Raw genomic sequence first — 20,415 nt, 5'->3', positions numbered from 1 at the left:
CAGGCGATCGGCGCGCGGCCATCAGCGAAAACCGCCCGGCCGCCGTATCCTCAGCGCCCCACCTGGAGACCCACGCCCATGCGCAACATCAACGAAGACACGATCACCGCAGCCGTCCTCGAAAGCCTCGCGGACACGCCGAGCCCGCGCCTGAAGGAAGTCATGTCGGCGCTCGTGCGGCACCTGCATGACTTCGCGCGCGAGGTGAAGCTGACCGAGCAGGAATGGATGCAGGGCATCGAGTTCCTCACCGCGACCGGCCAGAAGTGCAATGACAAGCGGCAGGAGTTCATCCTGCTGTCGGACACGCTGGGCCTGTCGATGCTCACGGTCGCACTCAACCATTCGAAGAGCGCGCAGGCGACCGAGGCCACGGTGTTCGGCCCCTTCCATGTGCCCGGCGCGCCGGTGCTGCCGCTGGGCAGCGACATCGCCAACGGCGCCAGGGGCGAGCCGCTGTTCGTCGATGCCACCGTGCGTGGCACCGACGGCGAGCCCGTCGCGGGTGCGGTCGTCGATGTGTGGGAGGCCGATGCGGAAGGCCTCTACGACCTGCAGCGCACCGACCTCGACCACCCCGAAGGCCGCGCCGTCTTCCACACGGATGGGGAAGGGCGGCTCCATTTCAAGGCCGTCACGCCCGTGGCCTACCCGATCCCGACGGACGGCCCGGTCGGCACCATGCTCGAGGCCACGCGCCGCCACCCGTGGCGCCCCGCGCACGTCCACTTCATCGTCCAGGCGCCGGGCTACGAGACGTTGATCACGCACGTCTTCAAGGACGGCGACGCGTACCTGGACAGCGATGCGGTGTTCGGCGTGCGCAGTTCGTTGATCGGCGACTTCCGGTCGCATCCGGCCGGCGTGGCGCCCGATGGCTCGGCGCAGCCTGTCCCGTTCCATACCTTGCGCTTCGACTTCGTGCTGGAGCCTGCCGCGGCCGGGTGACTACAGCCACCTGGCGCAATTCCCGTGCAGCGGCGTGGCCAGATCGCCTACGCTCGGGCGCGCGTCGCGCACGCATGATCCCGCGGGACTCGGATCAAGTCCTCCTCGGGCCGCGCTGCGGACTCGATCAGATCTTCATTCGTCGGAACCGGAGAGGCAACGCGTGGCACCAGACCGGCAACTTGAAACGGCAGCTCCGACCCCACAGGCACCGATGGCGCAGGCCGACAACGGCTCCTGGCTGAAGAAGCTCGGCCCCGGCCTCGTCACCGGCGCCGCGGACGACGACCCCAGCGGCATCGCCACCTATTCCCAGGCCGGCGCGAAGTTCGGCATGGGCCTGCTGTGGACCATCGTCTTCACCTATCCCTTGATGGTCGCGATCCAGCTCATCGCGGCGCGCATCGGGCAGGTCACCGGCCACGGCTTGGCCACCAACATCCGCCAGCACTGCCCGACCTGGCTGCTCTACAGCCTCGTGCTGCTGCTGGTCATTGCCAATGCGATCAACATCGCCGCGGACATCGCCGCGATGGCCGATGCGGCGCACCTGCTGGTCGGCGGCATGCGGCATGCGTACGTGGTCTTCTTCGGCGTGCTGTCGATCGTGCTGCAGGTCTTCATCCCGTACGCGCGCTACGTCAAGATCCTCAAGTGGCTCACGCTGGCCTTGCTTGCGTATGTCGCCACCGTCTTCGTGATCAGGATCCCGTGGGGCCAGGTGCTGGTCCACGCGCTCATCCCGAGCCTCAAGCTGAACGCCGACGCCATCACCATGATCGTCGCCATCTTCGGCACGACGATCAGTCCCTACCTGTTCTTCTGGCAGGCCTCGCAGGAGGTGGAGGACCAGCGGGCCGACGCCGACGCCCGCAAGCTGCGCGACGCACCGCCGGCCTACGCGCGCAAGGTGCTGAACCGCATCCGGTCCGACACCTTCATCGGCATGGGCTTCTCCAACCTGGTCGCGTTCTTCATCATCCTCACGACAGCCATCACGCTCAATGCGAATGGCGTGACGCAGATCGAGACATCGGCGCAAGCGGCCGAGGCGCTGCGGCCGGTAGCGGGCGAGTTCGCGTTCCTGCTGTTCAGCCTGGGCATCATCGGCACCGGGCTGCTGGCGGTGCCGGTGCTCGCGGGCTCGGCGGCTTATGCGATGGCCGGCACCTTCCGCTGGAAGAACAGCCTGGCGCATCGACCGATGGCCGCACAGCGCTTCTACGGGATCATCGCGGTCTCGACGCTGGTCGGGGTCGCCATCAACTTCATGCCGATCGACCCGATCAAGGCGCTGTTCTGGAGCGCGGTGATCAATGGCGTGATCTCGGTGCCGATCATGGTCGTGATGATGTGGCTGGCCTCGCGCCGCGATGTCATGGGCAGGTTGACGCCGCCGCTGCGGCTCAAGGCCGCGGGCTGGATCGCGACGGGTGCGATGGCGCTGGCGGTGGTGGCGATGTTCTGGTCGATGGTCGTCGCACCGGGCTGAGCGCACGCATCGCGCGCCGTCGATTGCGGCAGGGCAGGGCCGCCTGTATCGTCGTGACCCGCTCGCATGAAACGCCGACTTGAACGCAGCCAACCCCGCCACAGACAACGCCTCGCCCGCAGCGCCGGATGCGGTCAGCTTCGGCGAGGCATTCCGCTTCTGGCTGTGGCTTGGTTTCATCAGCTTCGGCGGACCGGCCGGGCAGATCGCGATCATGCACACCGAGCTGGTCGAGCGGCGCCGATGGATCAGCGAGAAGCGCTTCCTGCACGCGCTCAACTACTGCATGCTGCTGCCGGGCCCCGAGGCCCAGCAACTGGCCACCTACATCGGCTGGCTCATGCACCGCACCTGGGGCGGCATCGTCGCCGGCGCGCTGTTCGTGCTGCCGTCGCTGTTCATCCTGGTCGCGCTGTCCTGGATCTACATGCGCTTTGGCGACGTGCCGGTGGTGGCCGGCATCTTCTACGGCATCAAGCCGGCGGTGACGGCGCTGGTGCTGCATGCCGCGCACCGCATCGGCGGGCGCGCGCTGAAGAACGGCTGGATGTGGGGCATCGCGGCGCTCGCTTTCGTGGCCATCTTCGCGCTGCATGTGCCGTTCCCGGCCATCATCGGCGCGGCAGCGCTCATCGGGTATGTCGGCGCGCGGCTGGCGCCGGCGGCGTTCGCGCCCGGTGGCAGTCATGGCGACACGCAGCGGGGCTATGGCCCGGCCCTCATCGACGATGACACGCCCACGCCGGCCCATGCGCGCTTCTCGCGCGTGCACCTGGCCAGGCTCGTAGTCGCCGGCCTTGGCATCTGGCTGGCTGCGATGGGCGTGCTGGTCGCTGTCTTCGGCCTGGATGGCGCGCTGACGCGCATGGGCTGGTTCTTCAGCAAGGCCGCGCTCTTGACCTTCGGTGGCGCCTATGCGGTGCTGCCCTACGTCTACCAGGGCGCGGTCGAGCAGCACCACTGGCTCACCGCGGCGCAGATGATCGATGGCCTCGCGCTGGGCGAGACCACGCCGGGGCCGTTGATCATGGTCGTGGCCTTCGTCGGCTTCGTCGGCGGATGGGCCGGGCAGGTGCTGGGACCGGAGGCGCTGTTCGTCGGTGGCGCGCTGGCTGCCACCGTCGTCACCTTCTTCACCTTCCTGCCGTCCTTCGTCTTCATCCTCGCGGGTGGCCCGCTGGTCGAGGCGACGCATGGCCGGCTGGGCTTCACCGCGCCGCTGTCGGCGGTGACCGCGGCGGTCGTCGGCGTGATCCTGAACCTGGCGCTGTTCTTCGCGTACCACGTGCTGTGGCCGCAGGGCTTCGGTGGCCGCTTCGATGTGGGGTCGGCTGCGATTGCGGTGGCGGCGATCGTCGCGTTGTTTCGCTTCAAGGTCGGCGTGATGCCGCTGCTTGGGGGGTGTGCCGTGGCGGGCCTGGCCGTGACGACCCTGCGCTGAGCGAATCGATCTTCGACCCGGCCCTCATTGAATCTGCCTGGCAGCCGGCTCGATCCGCTGCGCGCCGGCAATGGCGACGAAGTACAGCCCCGTGAAGGTCGGGAACGAGCGATCCGCGAGGCCGGGCAGGTTCATCGACCTTTCGGCCACGGCCCATTCGTCCATGAGCGTGTAGCCGAGCGCCTCGATGTCCTTGATGAAGCGGTCGCGGTTGTAGACATGGACCGGCGAAAAGGCGCCCCCGCCGATGTTCTGGGTCGTCACGAAGTCCTCGCCGCCGTACAGCGGAACCTTGTTCAACAGGAGGTGCGTCGGTCGAGCGTCGCCCAGTTTCAGCAGCCGGTCCGGCCGTCCTTCATCGAGGTACTGGATCACGCCGGCGGCAAGCAACACATCATCGCGGCTGGCTGCGAGCGCGTCTTGCAGGTGAGTCGTGAAACTGAGTGGCGTCGCGCCCTGGCGGGCCGCCATGTTCTTGCCAATGTCGGCGATGGTCGGCACCTCCACCACGTGCCAGGCCAGGCCGTCGGGCATCGCAATATGGCGGCGATAGGCGTAGTAGTGCACGCCCACGGAGCCACCGATATCGAGCACGCGTGTCGCACCGTCGCGCATGGCGCGGTCGAGCCACCACATCACCGGGTAGTCGTAGGCGTAGACCCTTTTCGTGCGGACCCGTATGTATTCGACGGCGAGCACGTCGAGGTCGAACTCCGGGCTCGGCGGCAGCCAATCCCGTGCGGCGGCGAAGGAGTCGAACACGCCGAAATGACTGCCCATGCCCTGTGGCGACAGGAAGTGGTCACGGCTTTGGCGGATGACGTTTGGCCGGAAGAGCGAGTCTCCGAACGCGTTGCGGACGATCCTGAGGGGGCTGAGGGTGTATGTCACGGTGGCTACCTTCGTGACCAGTGTTAGCCATGTGTCACCCGTCAACAAGCGCCGTTGGTCCTAGTCCTTTCGCACCGAAATGTCCACCCCAAATGTGACTAGGACGGTGAGTTCCAGAGGCGGGATCGTGAAATAGATGACAGGTGCGGCCGCCTGAACCGCTGCAAATCGCACCGCTACTGCGACAGCCGCTGCCCCCGCCCATACACCAGCAGCATCGCGATGATCACCACGCCGTAGGTCACCTGCCGCCCCATCTCCGGTATCTGCATCACCGACAGGATCGATTGCAGCAGCGTGATCAGCATGACCCCGACGACCGTGCCCAAGTAGGAGCCTCGGCCGCCCAGGATGTTGGTGCCGCCCAGCACCACCGCCGCAATGGCCGGCAGCAGGTAGGCATCGCCCATCGCCTGATAGGCCTTGGTCGAGTAGCCCGTGAGCAGCACGCCGGCAGCCGCCGAACAGGCGCCTGCGATGGTGAAGCACAGCAGCGTCACCAGCCGTGTGTTCACACCCGACAGGTAAGCCGCCCGCTCCCGATTGCCCACCGCATAGATCGCCCGGCCCAGCGTGGTGCGGTGGAGCATGAACATCGTCGCCGCGCCCACTACCAGCCAGACCAGCAACGCATTCGGGATGCCCAGCAGCGAGCGACCGGTGGCGATCAGGTGCATGGCCGGCGTGGACCGGTCCTGTGGCGCGAAGCCGCCGGTCTGCACCACGATCAACCCTTGCGCCACCGCGTTGATGCCCAGCGTGAAGATCATCGACGGCACGCGCAGGTAGGCCACGCCGATGCCGTTGATTGCGCCCAGCAGGCAGCCGCAGGCGATGCCGAACGGTATGGCGATGAGTTCACCCGTCTGTCCCCACCAGCCCGCCGCCGCGGCCGACATCACGCCGCCCACTGTCACGATCCATGGCACCGAGAGGTCGATGCCGCCCAGCAGGATCACCACCATCGCACCGGTCGCCACGATGCCGAGGAAGGAAGCGATCTGCAGTTGCAGCAGCAGGTATTCCGCCGACAGGAAGTTCTTCGAATAGAGACTGCCGATCAGCAGCAGCGCGACCGTGCAGGCGGCAGCAGCCAGCACCGGCAACTGGCCGGATCGCTTCAGGCGGATCGCAAGCTCGCTCACTTGAACAGGTCCAGTCGGTTGCTCACCTTGAGCAGTTGCAGCGCGCCCAGGCTCACTGCCGTCAACAGGATCACGCCCTGGAACAGCGGCTGCCACAGGGGCTCCAGGTCGAACACGAACAACAGGTCGCCGATCGTGCGCAGCACCAGCGCGCCGAACACCGAACCGATCGCCGACCCCGCGCCACCCGCCAGCGAAGTGCCGCCGATGACCACCGCCGCGATCGAGTTCAGCGTGTACACGCCGCCGATGGCCGACGACGCCTCGCCGGAGTAGGTCACGAAGGTCAGCAGCAGCCCGCCAATGGCCGCGAGCAAGCCGGCCAGCGTGTACGTCACGAGCTTGGTGCGCCCGATGTTCACGCCCGACATGTAGGCCGCGCCCTCGGCCGAGCCGATCGCCAGCGCCGCGCGACCGACGGCCGAGCGCCGGTACGGCACCCAGACCAGCAGCACCACCGCCAGCAGCACGACCAGCATCGCCGGCACGCCGCCGGGCAGGGCGCCGGTCAACGCATCCGCCAGGCCCGCATGCACGTCGCCGCCCGGCACCGGACGCAGGCCCAGCGCGATGCCGAAGTAGATGGTGCCGGTCGCCAGCGTCGTGATGATCGGCTGCAGCCGCCCGTAGACGATGATCGCGCCGTTGATCCAACCGCACAGCGCGCCCACGCCGAGCACGACTACCACGCCCATCGCCGCTTGCAGGGGCGTGCCCACCACGAGGTGCGAGGCGAGGCAGTTGGCCAGCACGAACACCATGCCCACCGACAGGTCGATGCCGGAGGTCAGCACCGGCAGCGTCTGCGCCATGGCAACGATTGCCAGCAGCACGCCCTTGTTGGCCGCGGTGGTCAAGACCGGCACGGTCCAGCCGGTCTGGTGCTTGGTGATGTAGAGCGCGAAGATCACGACGAACATCGCGAGCGCGGCATAGGCGCCGAAGTGCTCGCGAAGGTGGAAGTGCCAGTCCGATTGCCGCGTCGGTTCCGCCATCAGTGCAAGGCCTCCGTCGTGAGGTTGAGCGCGCTGGACACCAGCGCATGCTCGGTCAGTTCCGTGCCGGTCAGCCAGCGCACGATGCGGCCGTCGAAGAACACCGCCACGCGGTCGCAGCAGCCGATCAGTTCCGCGTAGTCGGTGGAATAGAGCAGCACCGTCGCGCCTTCGTCGGCGAGGCGGCGCAGCAGCACGTACATCTCCTGCTTGGTGCCCACGTCGATGCCGCGCGTCGGGTCGCTCAGCAGGATGATGCGCGGCGCGTTCATCAGCCACTTGGCGATCACCACCTTCTGCTGGTTGCCGCCCGACAGCGTGCCCACCGCATCGCCCAGTTCCGGCGCCTTGATCGAGAGCCTGCGCACCATGTCGCCGGTCGCCTTGTCCTCCTCCGAGGCGATGACCACGCCTGCGCGGCTCAGTCGCTCCAGCGCCACGAAGCTCAGGTTGTCGCGCACCGACATGGGCAGCATCAGCCCGTCGGTCTTGCGGTCCTCCGGCACCAGCGCAATGCCGACGTCCTTGCGCTTGGCCATGCGCGGGCTGCCCACGTCGACCAGTTCGCCGTCGAGGCGCACATCGCCATCCACGCCGCGCAGCACGCCGAACAGCGCCAGGAAGAACTCGCGCTGGCCTTGCCCGTCGAGCCCGCCAAGCCCGACGATCTCACCGGGCCGCGCCGACAGCGCGATGTCATGCAGTCGTCCGTTCCACGACAGGCCGCGCACTTCGAGCGAGGGCGCGGTTTTCTCGAGGACGGGTCGCGGCGGCGGCTTGCGCGGGAACGCATGCGCGATGTCGCGGCCGATCATCATCTCCACCGTCTGCGCATCCGTCTTCGTGCCCGCTTCGAAGGTCGCCACATGCTGCCCGTTGCGGAACACCGAGCAGTCGTCGGCCAGGTCCGCGATCTCCTTCATGCGATGCGAGATGTAGACGATGGCCAGGCCCTCGTTGCGCAGCCGCTTGAGCAGCGTGTAGACGCGCTCCACGTCGGCTGCCGTCAAGGCCGAGGTGGCCTCGTCGAGGATCAGGATCCGGGGCTCGCGCGCCAGCGCCTTCGCGATCTCCACCATTTGCCGCCGCGACAGCGAAAGACTTCCCACCGGCGCCAGCGGATGAATGCCTTCCGCACCCGCGCGGGCCAGTGCCGCCTCGGCGATGCGCCGTTGCGCCTTGCGGTCGATCAGCCCGAACTTGCGCGGCGGATTGGTGATGCAGATGTTGTCCGTCACGCTCAGGTCCGGCATCAGCGACAGCTCCTGGAAGATGCACGCGATGCCCGCCGACACGGCCTCCTGCGGATGCGCGAAACGCCGCTCCGTGCCCCCCAGCACGATGCGGCCCTCATCGGGCTGCACCACGCCGGCCATCATCTTGATGAGCGTCGACTTGCCCGCGCCGTTCTCGCCCAGCAGCGCGTGGATTCGCCCCGGCGCGCAGGCGAACTGTGCGCGCTCCAGCGCGCGCACGCCGCCATAGCGTTTCGAGACGTCGACGAGTTGGAGGATCGGATCCAATCTGTTTTACCGAAGTGCGTAAGGCGCGAGACGCATCAACTCGTGGAGCCCCATTCCAGGAACACCGCGGAACCGGCTTTGCCGGGCCACTGGTGTTGCCCCCGGTCGGGGGTGGGAGTCGCGCACGAAGTGCGCAGCGACATGGGGGCGAGCCAAAGCTTTTCAGTTGTTCTTCTCGTCCTTCGACATGATGTCCGTGGCCTTCAGGTTCACGCCGCAGGGCGGGAAGTCATTCGTCGTGAAGAAGTTGTCCGTCAGCTCGGGGAAGTAGTTCTCACCCGCCTTGAAGTTCGGATGCGTCGCCGTCGGGATCGGCACCGAGATCAACTGCGGCATCACCTTGCCCTGAAGCGCCGCGACCGCCGCCTTCATCGAGATCGCCACCAGCCCCGGCGACTGTCCAAGCGAGGTGCACAGCAAGCCATCCTTGGCCCGTTCCGCGCACAGCTTGCGGAATCCGTTCTCCGCTTCGCCCGCCACCGGAATCATCTTGTGCTTGGCATCGATCAGCGCGCGCACCGAACCCGTCGAGCCGCCTTGCGTGAACATGCCATCGAAGTTCTTGTGCACGGCCACGGCGTCGGCGACAGCCTTCTGTGCCGTGCCATCGTCCCAGTTGCCGACCACCTCGACCACCTCGAACTTGTTGCCCGAGCCCTCGACCACCTTGCGGAAGCCCAGGTGCCGGTCGCGGTCCACCGAGTTGCCCGGCACGCCGCGCACTTCCAGCAACTTTCCGCTCTTGCTCGGGATGTTCTTCACCAGCCATTCGCCGGACTGCGTGCCCATCGCGGTCTGGTCCTCGTTGACCATCATCACCTCGGTGCTGTCGAGCACGTTGTCGAAGGGCACCACCACCACGCCTGCCGCGTTGGCACGCTTGATGACCGGCGCAAAGGCCGTCGGGTTCACCGCAATGGTGACGATGGCGTCATAGCCCGAGTTGATGAAGTTGTCGATGGCCGCGATCTGCGCCGCCACGTCGGTGCCGGTCGAGACGATCTTGAACTCCTTGATGTTCTCCTTCATCTCCGGCGTGGCCGCGTAGGCCTTGGCCATCTTGATCATCTGGATGCGCCAGGTGTTGCCCACGAAGCCGTTGGCCAGTGCGATGCGGTACGGCCCCTTCTTGGCCGGCCACTGGAAATACTTGGTGCTGGCATCCCATGGCTTGAAGCAGCCCGGGTTCTCGCCTGGCCCGTTGACCACGGCCGGCCCCGCGGCATTCACTGCGGCAGACGCCACGAGCGCTGCGACGGCAGCGGCAACACGAACGCGATGGCTCATTTCCTTGTCTCCTCGGTGGAATGCGGCGACGCATGGGGCGCGTTCGCCGAGGGGCCTGACCACGCTGCCGGGCCTTGCCCCTCGCTCGGGCCCCGACATTCAGTTAACAAAGTTGCAGGATCATCATACAAATCTGTACCGGCGTGGATTGCGGGAATACCCTGCGGTGCGGATTGCCGTCGTGAAAAACACGCCCAAGGCGTTCTTGCTGTCCGGAACCCAGAATCTCGACGTGGCACGGATCGCGAAAGCGGGAAGCGCGAGCAGGCCAACTCCCCGCGTGGCCCTTGCGACCCGTAGCGATCAGGAACGAGCCGCAGCGGCCGTCGGGCCGTGCCCTGCCGGGATGGCACTCACGTGCTCGATCACTGCCCGCGCAGCCTGGCGGAGCAAGGCGAGGTAGGCGACGTCGGCATTGTGCGAATAAGTCAGCGCCGTCGCGAGTTGCTCGAACTCGCGCTCCGACGGCCCGTCGCCCTGGCCGCTCAATTCAGCCGCGAAGGCGCGCGCCAGGCGCTCTTGCGCATAGGCATAGGTGACATACCGCGCCGCGCGTTCCGCAAAGGCGACATCGAGCTGAAGGTTCAGGTGCGAGTTCATAGCTGGCCTTTCGACGGGGCCATGTTTGAACCCCATGAAGGCAGCCTGCGCCATTTCGAGCTGCGCGCTTGTACGCTGAAGTTCCAAGGCGCTCGAGGCGAAGCGCACGAGGTGTTGTAGGCATCCTGCCGACGCGAGACCGGCTGCCTGGTGAGGCAGCCGGTAGATCGCACTTTGGCGGTTGCGGTAGAGCGTTGGGACGTCCCGCAACCTCCGTGGGCCGACCCGGCATGGCGCCGCCCACAATCGACAGGCCCCGTCCGTGCGCGGAACGAGACCGGATCCAAATTCAGTTTGGCAAGGCCGTGTTCTTCGAACGCTTGCCGTTCAACGCATAGAGCGCCGGCTGCTCGATGACGACGTCGCTGAGCGAACCTGGCGGGGCAGCAACCATCTGGGTTTGCTGGATCTCGCGTTCGAGCCGCTTGGCCCGTTCGGCGTACATCCTGGCCAGCGCGCTGTGATGCTCTGCCGCGGCCTGGTGTTCCAGGCGTGCCATGTGTGCTTCCTCCAGCAGCACGACGGCTCGCCGTATGTGCTGCTTGGGCCCGGAAAACAGGTTGAACATTTGCGATCTCCTTGCAGGGTAGAAACGAACAACTGGACAAACCGACGCACATCACATTCTTCGAGTGCACGGGGCTGCGGGTCAAGCCCTCTTGTGTGGGATGGCAACATGTTTTAGGTGTTCGAAAGGCGTAGGCGGAATTGCACCCTGGCGGGACGGCTCGTTTGCACCACATCGGCGCGCGGCTTGCGAAAAGCCGCCACCGGCGTAGCATGCCGGCCGGTGAACAAGCGCCGGTTCTTTCCGATCACCACGTGTGGTGGCCAGCTGGCCGCTTCACGCGTCGTCGTCTTGTGCCCGGGCGGCGCGAGGACCGCGCGGGAGCCCGGATGATCGCCCCGCACTGGCGCCTGTTCCCCAAGTACGCGACCTTGATCATCGCCGTGGTGGCCGGCGTGCTGGCCGTGAGCGGCGCCATCAGCATCTATTTCTCGTACAGGGAAACGCGCACGCAACTGGTGGCGCTGCAATTCGAGAAGGCCCAGGGCGCCGCCACCCGCATCGAGCAATACATGCTCGACATCGAGCACCAGTTGAGCTGGACGGCGCTGCCGCGCGTCGACACCGGCGGCGACCCGCTCGAGCAGCGCCGCATCGAATACCTGAAGCTGCTGCGCCAGACGCCTGCGATCACCGAAGTGGTGTGGATGGACCCGGCCGGCCTCGAGCAGTTGCGCGTGTCGCGGCTGGGCATGGACTCGATCACGACCGGCGCCGACATGTCGCGCGACCCCCGCTTCACCGAGGCCGTGGCTGGCAAGACCTATTACGGTCCGGTCTACTTCCTCAAGGGCACCGAACCCTACATGACCATCGCGCGCGCGGCCGGCAGCGGTGGTGGCGTCACCGCGGCGGAGGTGAACCTGAAGTTCGTCTGGGACGTGGTCTCGCGCATCAAGATCGGCCGCGCCGGCCTGGCCTATGTGGTCGACTCGGGCGGCACGCTGATCGCGCACCCGGACATCAGCCTCGTGCTGAAGAAGAGCGACCTGAGCGCGTTGCCGCAGGTGGCCGCGCGCGATGCGCCGGAGAGCGAGGCGCAGCCCGTGGCGCGCGACCTCTCTGGCGCGGAGGTGTTCGCCGCACACGCACGGATTCCCGCACTGGGCTGGACCGTGTTCGTCGAGTCGCCGCGGGCCGAGGCCTATGCGCCGCTGTACGCGACGATCCTGCGCACTGGCCTGTTGCTGCTGGCCGGCCTGCTGGTGGCGACGGCCTTGAGCTTCTTCCTCGCGCGCGCGCTCGTGCGTCCGATCCAGGCGCTGCAGGAGGGCGCCGAACGGCTCGGCGCCGGTGAGCTGGAGCACCGCATCGACGTCCACACCGGCGATGAACTCGAAGCGCTGGCCGCACAGTTCAACCAGATGGGCGCCGACCTGCGCGCCTCCTATGCCGGCCTGGAGCGCAAGGTCGACGAGCGCACCCACGAGCTCACCGTGTCGCTCGCCTACCAGACCGCGACCAGCGAGATCCTGCGCGTGATCAGCGAATCGCCCACCGATGCGCAGCCGGTCTTCGATGCCGTGCTGCGCAGTTGCGAGCGGCTTTTCGGCGCAGTGCACATGGGCATCTCGATGGCCGGCGACGACGGGCTGGTGCATCTCGCGGCGCAACACGGCTCGTCCAATCGCGATGCCTTCGCCAGCACTTTCCCGGTGCCTCTGACGGCTGATTCGGGCTCGGGCCAGGCGATCCTCCAGCGCCGCGTCGTGCAGTACCCGGACATCGATGCGCCGGACGTGCCGTTGTTCGTGCGGCGCAGCAGCGAAGCGGTTGGCACGCGCTCCGTGGTGCTCGCGCCTTTGCTCTGGGAGGGGCGCGCCATCGGCGTGATCTTCATCGGGCGCCCGGAGCCGGGGCCGTTCTCCGAGAAGGATGTCGCGCTGCTGAAGACCTTCGCCGACCAGTCCGTCATCGCGATCCAGAACGCGCGGCTGTTCAACGATACGCGCGAGGCCTTGGAGCAGCAACGCGCGTCGGCGGAAGTGCTCAGCGTGATCGGCCGTTCGGTGGCTGATGCGCAGCCGGTGTTCGACAGCATCCTGCTGAGCTGCGAGCGCCTGTTCGACAACTCGCACGTCGTGATCGACCAGCTCGGCAGCGACGGCGCCTGGCACCTGGCCGCCTATGCCGGCCCGCATCGCGACGAGCTGGCGGCGATGTATCCGGCGCCGGCCGACGTATCGGTCCGGCGGCAGTCCGAACTGACGACGCGCAAGGTCACGCACTTTCCCGACGTTGCCACCGCGACCAACATGTCCGAGACGCTGCGCCGTGGCTGCGAGCTGGTCGGCTGCCAATCGCTCGCCATCGTGCCGATGCTGTCGGAAGAAGGGCGCCTGGGCACCATCCTTGTCGGTCGCCACACGCGCGAGCCTTTCACGGCCAAGGAGACGGCGATGCTGCTGACCTTTGCCGACCAGGCCGTGATCGCCATCCGCAACGCGCGGCTGATCCAGGAGATCCGAAGCACCAGCCGCGAACTCGCGCAGGCCAACCAGCACAAGTCCGAGTTCCTGGCCAACATGTCGCACGAGTTGCGCACGCCGCTGAACGCGATCATCGGCTTCTCCGAGGTGCTGTCGGAAAAGATGTTCGGCGAGCTCAACGACAAGCAAGTGGAGTACCTCAACGACATCAACACCTCGGGGCACCACCTGCTGTCCCTCATCAACGACATCCTCGACCTGTCGAAGATCGAGGCCGGTCGCATGGAACTGGACCTGTCCGCCTTCGACCTGGGCATGCTGCTCGACAACAGCACGACGCTGGTCCGCGAGCGCGCCCTGCGCCAGGGCCTCACCCTGACACTCGACATCCACGAAGGCCTCGGCGAATGGGTGGCCGACCAGCGCAAGCTCAAGCAGGTGCTGGTCAACCTGCTGTCGAACGCGGTCAAGTTCACGCCCGCCGGTGGCAGCGTGACGCTGCGCGCGCGCAAGCTCGACCATGCGCTGGAGATCGCGGTGGTCGACACCGGCGTGGGCATCGCGGCCGACCAGCAGGCGCTGGTGTTCGAGGAGTTTCGGCAGGCCACCGGCGAATACCTGCGCAAGGCCGAAGGCACCGGCCTGGGCCTGGCGTTGGCCAAGCGCTTCGTTGAATTGCATGGCGGCACGATGCGCCTTGAAAGCACGCCGGGCGAGGGGTCGACCTTTGCATTCATCCTGCCTGAACGCGAATTGGAGGCTGCTTGATGAGCGCCGCTCAGGAGGCTCTGAACAAGTCCCTGCGAGGGCGCGCGCCGAGGATGCGCGCTCCAGAGGGACTTGTTCAGAGCCTCCCTTGCACTGCACGGAGGTTTTGACATGCCCACCATATTGATCGTCGAAGACAACGACAAGAACATGAAGCTGGTGCGCGACATCCTTCAGTTCGAAGGCCATGCCACGCTGGAGGCGACCAATGGTGCCGAGGGCGTGGCCCTTGCGACCGGCCGGCGGCCCGACCTGATCCTCATGGACATCCAGTTGCCCGACTTCGACGGCGCCGAGGCCCTGCGGCGCATCCGTTCCGACCCCACGCTGGACGCCATCCCGATCCTGGCCGTGTCGGCATCCGTCATGCCCGACGAACTGCAGAAGGTCGTCAACTCGGGCTTCGATGCCTTCATCACCAAGCCGATCGACCTGAAGCACTTCCGGGCGACGGTGAAGCGCTTCCTCGCGCAGGGGAGGCGAGGGGAATGAGCGCCGCGCCGGGCCGCCCCAAGCCAGCTCGCGCCCCCTCGGGGGGCAGCGAGGACACGAAGTGCCGAGCGTGCGGGCCTATGGACACCGCGCCGGGCCGCCTCAAGCCAGCTCGCGCTCCCTCGGGGGGCAGCGAGGACGCGAAGTGCCGAGCGTGGGGCCATATGAACACCGCGAACTGCCGCGCAGGAAAGACGCCATGACAGCTTCCAAGGTCCTCGTCGTCGATGACGTTCCCGTCAACGTCAAGCTTCTCGCCGACATCCTGGCGATGAAGGGCTACGAGGTCGTCACCGCGTCGTCGGGCCCGCAGGCACTGGCCTTGCTGCCCACCGAGAAGCCCGACCTCGTGTTGCTCGACGTCATGATGCCCGGCATGAGCGGCTACGAAGTCTGCGCCGCGATCCGTGCGGATCCGGCGCACGCGATGCTGCCGGTGGTGCTGGTCACCGCGCTCGACCCCGGCAAGGAGCGCATCAAGGGCCTGGAAGCCGGCGCAGACGACTTCCTGAGCAAGCCGGTGAGCCAGGCGGAACTGCTGGCCCGCGTGCGTTCGCTGCTGCGCATCAAGAACCTGTACGACCAGGTGCAGCGGCAGAGCGCCGAACTGGCCGAGTGGAATCGCCAACTGGAGGAGCGCGTCGCCAAGGGCGTTCGCGAACTGGAGAGCCTGGGACGCCTGAAGCGATTCTTCTCGCCGCAACTGGCCGAATTGATCGTCGCCGGCGGCGCCGACGACCCGCTGAAAAGCCATCGGCGGGAGATCACCGTCGTCTTCCTCGACCTGCGCGGCTTCACTGCCTTTACCGAGACCGCCGAGCCCGAGGAGGTGATGGGCGTGCTGGCCGAATACCACGCCGCGATGGGCCGGCTGATCCTGCAATACGAGGGCACGCTGGAGCGCTTCTCGGGCGACGGGATGATGGTTTTCTTCAACGACCCGGTGCCTATCGCCGAGCCCGCCCTGCGCGCCGTGGAGATGGCACGCGCCATGCAACAGGAAGTGGATGTGCTCAGCGCTGCCTGGAAGAAGCGCGGCTACGACCTGACCATGGGCATTGGCGTCGCGCAGGGCTTCGCGACCATCGGCGGCATCGGCTTCCCGGGCCGCATCGACTACGGCGCCATCGGCACCGTGACCAACCTGGCGGCACGCCTGTGCGGCGAGGCGGCGGGCGGCGAGATCCTGATGTCGCGCCGCGTGGTCGGCGCGCTCGACGGCCGGCTGAGTGCGGAGCCGGCGGGAGAGCTGATGCTGAAGGGCTTCCAACGCCCCGTGCCGACGTTTCGGGTGGTGATTGGCTGACAAGGAGCGGCCGGTTGGGTGGAATAAGTTGGGTAACAATTACCACTAAAGTTGTATTGTGTTTACTGCGGTGTTACATACAATTCCTTACATCCTATCCACGACTGGCCTGAATCTCCAGATACCCATGAATCTGTCGCCCTCCACGCTCAAAGGTGCATTGCTCGACGCCCAACAGGGGAATGGCCTCGTGCCGTCAACCAGCCAGACGCTGATCGACCAAGGCTGGGCCGAGTGGGTCGACTACGAATTCGGCACGCCGATCGATGAGAACAGCCCGCGTTCCCTGATGCGCTTGACCACTGCAGGCCATGAGCAATTGGTGGCGCTTGAAGGTACGCCGATCGAGCAACCGACGGTCACGACAAAGCCGATCCCCAAGCAGCCGAGCGGTCCGCCATCGCGACCAGTCAAGACGTGGCTGACCTTCGCGATCCGGTTCCGGTCGCACGTGGCTGCATAGGCTTTCGGGCCGGCAACGCGCAGCGTCAATCGCACTGGATGAGTGCATTGACAAATTACTTTCAGGAATGAAATCGGCTGAAAATTAATCGCTTTTGGAAGTTCTTCGAGACTCGCAGAATTGCTGCGCATCACTACTCGGAGACTTCCAGAATGCAATCTCGTTACACCTTGGCGCTCGGCTTCGCCGCAGCCCTGTTGTGCACCAGCACCCTTGCGCAAACCGACACGCTCGCCAAGATCAAGGCGGCGGGCAGTATCCAGATCGGCGGGCGCGACAGCCAGGTCCCGTTCTCGTACAAGCCCGCGGGCGGCGGCGACCCGGTCGGCTTCACCAACGACATCTGCCTGAAGATCGTCGATGCTGTGAAGGCCAAGCTGGGCATGCCCAACCTGGAAGTGCGCTACACGATCCTGACCTCGACCAACCGCATTCCGTTGCTGACCAACGGCACCGTGGACCTCGACTGCGCCACCACCACCAACACGGTGCAGCGCCAGCAGCAGGTCGACTTTGCGCCAAGTCACTTCGTCACCAACATCACCGCGGCCGTCAAGAAGAGCTCCGGCATCAACACTCTGGCCGACCTGAATGGCAAGACCGTGTCCACCGTGTCCGGCAGCACGGGCATCCAGCTCCTGCGCCAATATCGCAAGGCAGGCAACGTCGAGGTACAGGAACTGGCGGCCAAGGACACTGCGGACGGATTCCTGCTGCTGTCGTCGGATCGCAGCGCGGCCTACATCCTCGACGACGTGCAACTGGCTGGCCTTATCGCGACGTCGACGAAGCCGGGCGACTTCAAGATCCTGACGGGCGAATCGCTGCGCCAGGAGCCCTACGGGATCATGTACCGCAAGGACGATCCTGCCTTCAAGGAAATCGTCGACAAGACGGTGCTGGACCTGATGAAGTCCGGCGCCATCGAACAGCTCTATGCCAAGTGGTTCACCAAGCCGATTCCGCCGACCAACGCGAACCTCAATTTCCCGATGACGGATGCGGTCAAGGAGATCTACAAGAACCCCAACAACAAGGGTGTGTAAATGACCCACCCCCGAATGCGCCTGCGGCGCCGGGGCGGCCGCCAGAGGCGGCTGCTCTTGCGGGCCGTCCAAGCCTGCGCAGGCAGGCTCGGAGCCGCGGCCCTCAGCCCCTCAAGGGGGCGCACCCAGCGGCCCTGCACAGCCGGTTCCGCGGGTGCCCACGAACAGGCATTGCTCGCTCTGGTTTCATGCGTCGCGGCTCACGCGATAGCGTGGGGGAAATACCTTAGCGCGCTGCCTGGAACATCTGTGTGAAGTCGCAGCATTCCTGCGCCAGCATGACGATCGAGGCCACCAGGGAACTCCGATGCTCGCCCTTGTAAATCGCCACGTAGGTCACCGGCGGCAGCGCGGGCGTGACGTCGATGAGCGCGAGCAGGCCCTGGTCGATCATCTGTTGCAAGGTGCGGCGGGGCAGGTAGCTCACGCCCAGGCCGGAGACGGTCAGCCCGATCAGCGCGACGAGGTTGTGGATCACGATGGCGTTGGCGGGCTGGATGCCGAGGTCCTTCATCCAGCTGTCGTAGAGCAGGCCGGTGCCCGACTTCGAGCCCTGGATCAGCATGCGATGGCGCGCAAGTTCCTGCAGCCGCACCGGCTCGCCCTGCGGGATCAGGCCAGGCTTGCACATCCATGCGCTTTCGACGGCGCCCACGGCCTTGCTGGGGATGCGCGTGTCGGCGAAGGCGTCGGGCACGACGATCAGGTCGAGTTCATCGGCCAGCACCTTCTCGCGCAGGTTGACGCTGCTGTCGACATCCGGTTCCAGCGTGACCTTGGGGTAGTGCGACTGGATCAGCTCGACCCAGCGCGGGAACCAGGTCATCGCGGTGAGCTCGGTCACGCCGATGCGAACGCGCCGCTCGATCACATCGACGCGGCTGAACTGCTCGACGGCCGCATCGCGCTGCGCGAGCAGGCTCCTGGCCAGCATGAACATCTCCTCGCCCTTGTCGGTGAGGCGGGCGGTGCGCTGCGTGCGGTCGAACAACTCGGTGTCGAACACCATCTCCAGCTCGTGCACGCGCTTGGACACGGCCGACTGCGAGGTGTGCAGCTTGTTGGCCGCGAGGGCGAAACTGCCGAGCTGGCCGATCCAGTAGAGCGCTTCGAGTTGCTTGAAAGTCATCATGGCCGAGGCCCTTTTCGCCAGCGCTACGGCGCTCTTTTGTCCAGCGAATCCTAATCAATATTGCTTCTGGAAATCCAACATGAACACGAACCAAGGCGCGCTCTTCTCCGATGCGCTGATGCAAGAAATCAAGAGCCGCTTCCACTATGTCGACCACGACATGAACGGGCGGCAACGACTCTTCTTCGACAACGCCGGCGGCTCGTTCCGGTTGAAGGCCGCGGTCGAGCAGATGGGGCGCATCGACGCCTTGCCCGATTGCCCCGAGCGCATCCATGAACTCGCGATCTTCCTGCAACGCGTGCAGGCCCAGGGCACGGAGGACGTCCGCACGATCCTCAACGCGAAGGGCGGCAGCGTCTACGCATCGCTCACCGCGTCCGGCGGCATGTTCGACATGGTGCGGGCGGTGGCCGAGAACGTGCCGGGCACGAACATGGTGACGACCGTGCTCGAGCATCCCTCGTCCTTCGACGCGATGTCGCTGTATGCCGAACGCCTTGGCAAGACGCTGCGTGTCGCGCGGTCCAATCCGGTGACGGGCGGGGTCGATGTCGACGAGATCGTCGGTTTGGTGGACCAGGACACGGCGCTGCTGAGCGTGATCTACGCGTCCAACATCTCGGGTGCCAAGTTGGACATCGAGCAGATCGTGAAGCGCGCACGCGCCATCAAGCCCGACCTCTACATCATCGTGGACGCGGTGCAGCACGCGCCGCATGGCTTGATCGATCTGCAGAAGACGCCGGTGGATGGCATCAACATCGCGCCCTACAAGTTCTTCGGGTGCCGGGGCTCGGGCATCTCGTGGGTGTCGGAGCGCGCGTCGGTGCTGCCGCATCACAAGCTGGCTGGCAAGAAGAAGGACTTCTGGGACCTGGGCAGCGCCGCGCCCTGGCAGTTCGCGGTCGTCACCGAGATCGTCAACTACGTCTGCTGGCTCGGTCGGCAGTTCAGCCAGAGCGAGGATCGTCGTGAACTTTTCGCGAGCGGCATCCACCGCATCGAGTTGCATGAGCGCGCGTTGCTTGCGCGCTTGCTGGACGGCGACAACCAGACCACGGGCCTGCGCCGCATGGACAACGTGCAGGTCTTCCTCGACTACGAGGACCTCAGCAAGCGCGACCTGATCCTCGCGATCGGCATCGACAACCTGGAGCATGCCCAAGCCGTGCGGGAGTACGAGAAGCGCGGCGTGATCGTCTATGAGCGGGTGGCGACGAGCTTGTATTCGAAGCGGATGCTGCAGTCCTTCGGGCTGGAAGGTGCGATTCGCGTGTCGCCGCTCCACTGCAACTCTGCGGCCGATATCGATCGCTTCCTGCAGGTCACGAGGGAGATCAGCGAGGCGTTTGCGACGGCTTGATCAGTTCGCCGGGCAATGGACGCCTACAAGGACCATGGATGACCTTTGCGATCGTATCGTTGGGGTGGGGCATGGGCCGGGCCATGTCCCAGCGGATGGCGCAAGCCTTCAGGCCAAGTCCTTGGTGAGCGAGAAATATCGCTTCGCCTTGCGCGAAAACGCGACGGCATAACCCCACCAGGCGAACGTGAGCGGCAAGAGCACGGTGCGCCCGAGGACGCCGCCTGCTCTTTCTGCATCATTGGCGTACGTCGTGGTATCCGGGCGCAGGAGGATGAAGGCGGCAATGCCTGCGATGGCCAGCAAGCCCAGCCACCGTCCCCATTGCCTTCGGCGGAAGATGCCGAGCGTCGCTGCAAGCAAGCCGGCGACCAGGGCGGCGCGCCAGGCGACGCCCATTGCCAGCGCGTAGAAATCCCTGATGTCCGCCCAGCGAGACGTCACGAACCAGATGAATCGCGCGGAGCCGACGGTGACCAGAATCGTCACGGCCATCAACAGGAGAAGAAGAAGCCAGATCGAA

Annotated in this window: 18 protein-coding genes; 9 read left to right on the top strand and 9 right to left on the bottom strand. The window is 66.0% G+C overall.

Going from position 1 to position 20,415, the window contains the following annotated elements; all coding sequences use genetic code 11:
- The first annotated feature begins 78 nt into the window (after positions 1–78).
- From WKW82_RS15065 to chrA, 3 genes are all read left to right on the top strand, one after another.
- Positions 79–948 carry an intradiol ring-cleavage dioxygenase gene (locus WKW82_RS15065; RefSeq protein ID WP_340343108.1) on the top strand — a complete coding sequence of 290 codons (870 nt, stop codon included), beginning with the start codon at positions 79–81 and terminating at the stop codon, positions 946–948.
- Positions 949–1,162: 214 nt separating this feature from the next.
- Positions 1,163–2,440, top strand: coding sequence for an NRAMP family divalent metal transporter (locus tag WKW82_RS15060; protein ID WP_340343216.1), 1,278 nt, complete (start codon positions 1,163–1,165; stop codon positions 2,438–2,440).
- A 79-nt stretch (positions 2,441–2,519) separates the two neighbouring features.
- The gene (gene chrA / locus WKW82_RS15055; RefSeq protein ID WP_340343107.1) at positions 2,520–3,881 is read left to right on the top strand and encodes a chromate efflux transporter; all 1,362 of its coding nucleotides are present in this window, start codon (positions 2,520–2,522) and stop codon (positions 3,879–3,881) included.
- Positions 3,882–3,905: 24 nt separating this feature from the next.
- On the opposite strand, the gene WKW82_RS15050 is transcribed toward chrA, so the two are convergent.
- The 7 genes from WKW82_RS15050 to WKW82_RS15020 all read right to left on the bottom strand — a co-directional run bounded on the left by WKW82_RS15050 (position 3,906) and on the right by WKW82_RS15020 (position 10,890).
- Positions 3,906–4,820 (bottom strand): methyltransferase, TIGR04325 family, encoded by a 915-nt coding sequence (locus tag WKW82_RS15050; RefSeq protein ID WP_340343106.1) that lies wholly within the window; start codon positions 4,818–4,820, stop codon positions 3,906–3,908.
- Between the two features lie 128 nt (positions 4,821–4,948).
- A complete protein-coding gene (locus WKW82_RS15045) occupies positions 4,949–5,917 on the bottom strand; it encodes an ABC transporter permease (RefSeq protein WP_340343105.1) in 969 nt (322 codons plus the stop codon).
- Positions 5,914–6,912, bottom strand: coding sequence for an ABC transporter permease (locus WKW82_RS15040; protein ID WP_340343104.1), 999 nt, complete (start codon positions 6,910–6,912; stop codon positions 5,914–5,916). The genes WKW82_RS15045 and WKW82_RS15040 overlap by 4 nt, the downstream gene beginning before the upstream one ends.
- Entirely contained in the window at positions 6,912–8,435 is a 1,524-nt protein-coding gene (locus WKW82_RS15035; RefSeq protein WP_340343103.1) for a sugar ABC transporter ATP-binding protein, read from the bottom strand. The genes WKW82_RS15040 and WKW82_RS15035 overlap by 1 nt, the downstream gene beginning before the upstream one ends.
- Before the next feature lie 162 nt (positions 8,436–8,597).
- Complete coding sequence (locus WKW82_RS15030) at positions 8,598–9,722, bottom strand: sugar ABC transporter substrate-binding protein (protein ID WP_340343102.1); 1,125 nt, start codon at positions 9,720–9,722, stop codon at positions 8,598–8,600.
- 303 nt (positions 9,723–10,025) lie between these two features.
- Positions 10,026–10,322, bottom strand: a complete 297-nt coding sequence (locus tag WKW82_RS15025) for a hypothetical protein (protein WP_340343101.1) — start codon at positions 10,320–10,322, stop codon at positions 10,026–10,028.
- A 289-nt stretch (positions 10,323–10,611) separates the two neighbouring features.
- Positions 10,612–10,890: a hypothetical protein gene (locus tag WKW82_RS15020; protein WP_340343100.1), complete on the bottom strand. Its 279-nt coding sequence runs from the start codon at positions 10,888–10,890 to the stop codon at positions 10,612–10,614.
- 329 nt (positions 10,891–11,219) lie between these two features.
- On the opposite strand from WKW82_RS15020, the gene WKW82_RS15015 reads away from it, so the two are divergent.
- The 5 genes from WKW82_RS15015 (at position 11,220) to WKW82_RS14995 (ending at position 17,394) form a co-directional block, all read left to right on the top strand.
- Positions 11,220–14,087 (top strand): ATP-binding protein, encoded by a 2,868-nt coding sequence (locus WKW82_RS15015; RefSeq protein WP_340343099.1) that lies wholly within the window; start codon positions 11,220–11,222, stop codon positions 14,085–14,087.
- A 111-nt stretch (positions 14,088–14,198) separates the two neighbouring features.
- A complete protein-coding gene (locus tag WKW82_RS15010) occupies positions 14,199–14,579 on the top strand; it encodes a response regulator (RefSeq protein WP_340343098.1) in 381 nt (126 codons plus the stop codon).
- 199 nt (positions 14,580–14,778) lie between these two features.
- Positions 14,779–15,885 (top strand): response regulator, encoded by a 1,107-nt coding sequence (locus WKW82_RS15005; RefSeq protein WP_340343097.1) that lies wholly within the window; start codon positions 14,779–14,781, stop codon positions 15,883–15,885.
- A 127-nt stretch (positions 15,886–16,012) separates the two neighbouring features.
- Positions 16,013–16,348 carry a hypothetical protein gene (locus tag WKW82_RS15000; RefSeq protein ID WP_340343096.1) on the top strand — a complete coding sequence of 112 codons (336 nt, stop codon included), beginning with the start codon at positions 16,013–16,015 and terminating at the stop codon, positions 16,346–16,348.
- Positions 16,349–16,500: 152 nt separating this feature from the next.
- Positions 16,501–17,394, top strand: a complete 894-nt coding sequence (locus tag WKW82_RS14995) for an amino acid ABC transporter substrate-binding protein (RefSeq protein ID WP_340343095.1) — start codon at positions 16,501–16,503, stop codon at positions 17,392–17,394.
- 226 nt (positions 17,395–17,620) lie between these two features.
- Here the strand turns inward: WKW82_RS14995 and WKW82_RS14990 are convergent, their stop codons facing one another.
- Entirely contained in the window at positions 17,621–18,523 is a 903-nt protein-coding gene (locus tag WKW82_RS14990; protein WP_340343215.1) for a LysR family transcriptional regulator, read from the bottom strand.
- A gap of 82 nt (positions 18,524–18,605) precedes the next feature.
- On the opposite strand from WKW82_RS14990, the gene WKW82_RS14985 reads away from it, so the two are divergent.
- Positions 18,606–19,892, top strand: coding sequence for an aminotransferase class V-fold PLP-dependent enzyme (locus WKW82_RS14985; RefSeq protein WP_340343094.1), 1,287 nt, complete (start codon positions 18,606–18,608; stop codon positions 19,890–19,892).
- 108 nt (positions 19,893–20,000) lie between these two features.
- Here WKW82_RS14985 and WKW82_RS14980 read toward each other — a convergent pair whose 3' ends face one another.
- Positions 20,001–20,390, bottom strand: a complete 390-nt coding sequence (locus WKW82_RS14980; protein ID WP_340343093.1) for a hypothetical protein — start codon at positions 20,388–20,390, stop codon at positions 20,001–20,003.
- Positions 20,391–20,415 lie beyond the last annotated feature (25 nt).

Source organism: Variovorax rhizosphaerae, from assembly GCF_037889975.1.
In the GTDB taxonomy this organism is placed as follows: domain Bacteria; phylum Pseudomonadota; class Gammaproteobacteria; order Burkholderiales; family Burkholderiaceae_C; genus Variovorax; species Variovorax rhizosphaerae.
The sequence above is the reverse complement of the archived record's forward strand: the minus strand, read 5'-3'. Positions and strand labels throughout refer to the sequence as shown.

What these genes read in the sequence shown, in the direction of transcription:
- WKW82_RS15010 (WP_340343098.1), top strand. Translation starts at nt 14,199, where the DNA reads ATGCCCACCATATTGATCGTCGAAGACAACGACAAGAACATGAAGCTG.
- WKW82_RS15060 (WP_340343216.1), top strand. Translation starts at nt 1,163, where the DNA reads ATGGCGCAGGCCGACAACGGCTCCTGGCTGAAGAAGCTCGGCCCCGGC.
- WKW82_RS15065 (WP_340343108.1), top strand. Translation starts at nt 79, where the DNA reads ATGCGCAACATCAACGAAGACACGATCACCGCAGCCGTCCTCGAAAGC.
- WKW82_RS15040 (WP_340343104.1), bottom strand. Translation starts at nt 6,912, where the DNA reads ATGGCGGAACCGACGCGGCAATCGGACTGGCACTTCCACCTTCGCGAG.
- WKW82_RS15025 (WP_340343101.1), bottom strand. Translation starts at nt 10,322, where the DNA reads ATGAACTCGCACCTGAACCTTCAGCTCGATGTCGCCTTTGCGGAACGC.
- WKW82_RS14990 (WP_340343215.1), bottom strand. Translation starts at nt 18,523, where the DNA reads ATGACTTTCAAGCAACTCGAAGCGCTCTACTGGATCGGCCAGCTCGGC.
- WKW82_RS15030 (WP_340343102.1), bottom strand. Translation starts at nt 9,722, where the DNA reads ATGAGCCATCGCGTTCGTGTTGCCGCTGCCGTCGCAGCGCTCGTGGCG.
- WKW82_RS15005 (WP_340343097.1), top strand. Translation starts at nt 14,779, where the DNA reads ATGACAGCTTCCAAGGTCCTCGTCGTCGATGACGTTCCCGTCAACGTC.
- WKW82_RS15015 (WP_340343099.1), top strand. Translation starts at nt 11,220, where the DNA reads ATGATCGCCCCGCACTGGCGCCTGTTCCCCAAGTACGCGACCTTGATC.
- WKW82_RS15000 (WP_340343096.1), top strand. Translation starts at nt 16,013, where the DNA reads ATGAATCTGTCGCCCTCCACGCTCAAAGGTGCATTGCTCGACGCCCAA.
- WKW82_RS14995 (WP_340343095.1), top strand. Translation starts at nt 16,501, where the DNA reads ATGCAATCTCGTTACACCTTGGCGCTCGGCTTCGCCGCAGCCCTGTTG.
- WKW82_RS14985 (WP_340343094.1), top strand. Translation starts at nt 18,606, where the DNA reads ATGAACACGAACCAAGGCGCGCTCTTCTCCGATGCGCTGATGCAAGAA.
- WKW82_RS15020 (WP_340343100.1), bottom strand. Translation starts at nt 10,890, where the DNA reads ATGTTCAACCTGTTTTCCGGGCCCAAGCAGCACATACGGCGAGCCGTC.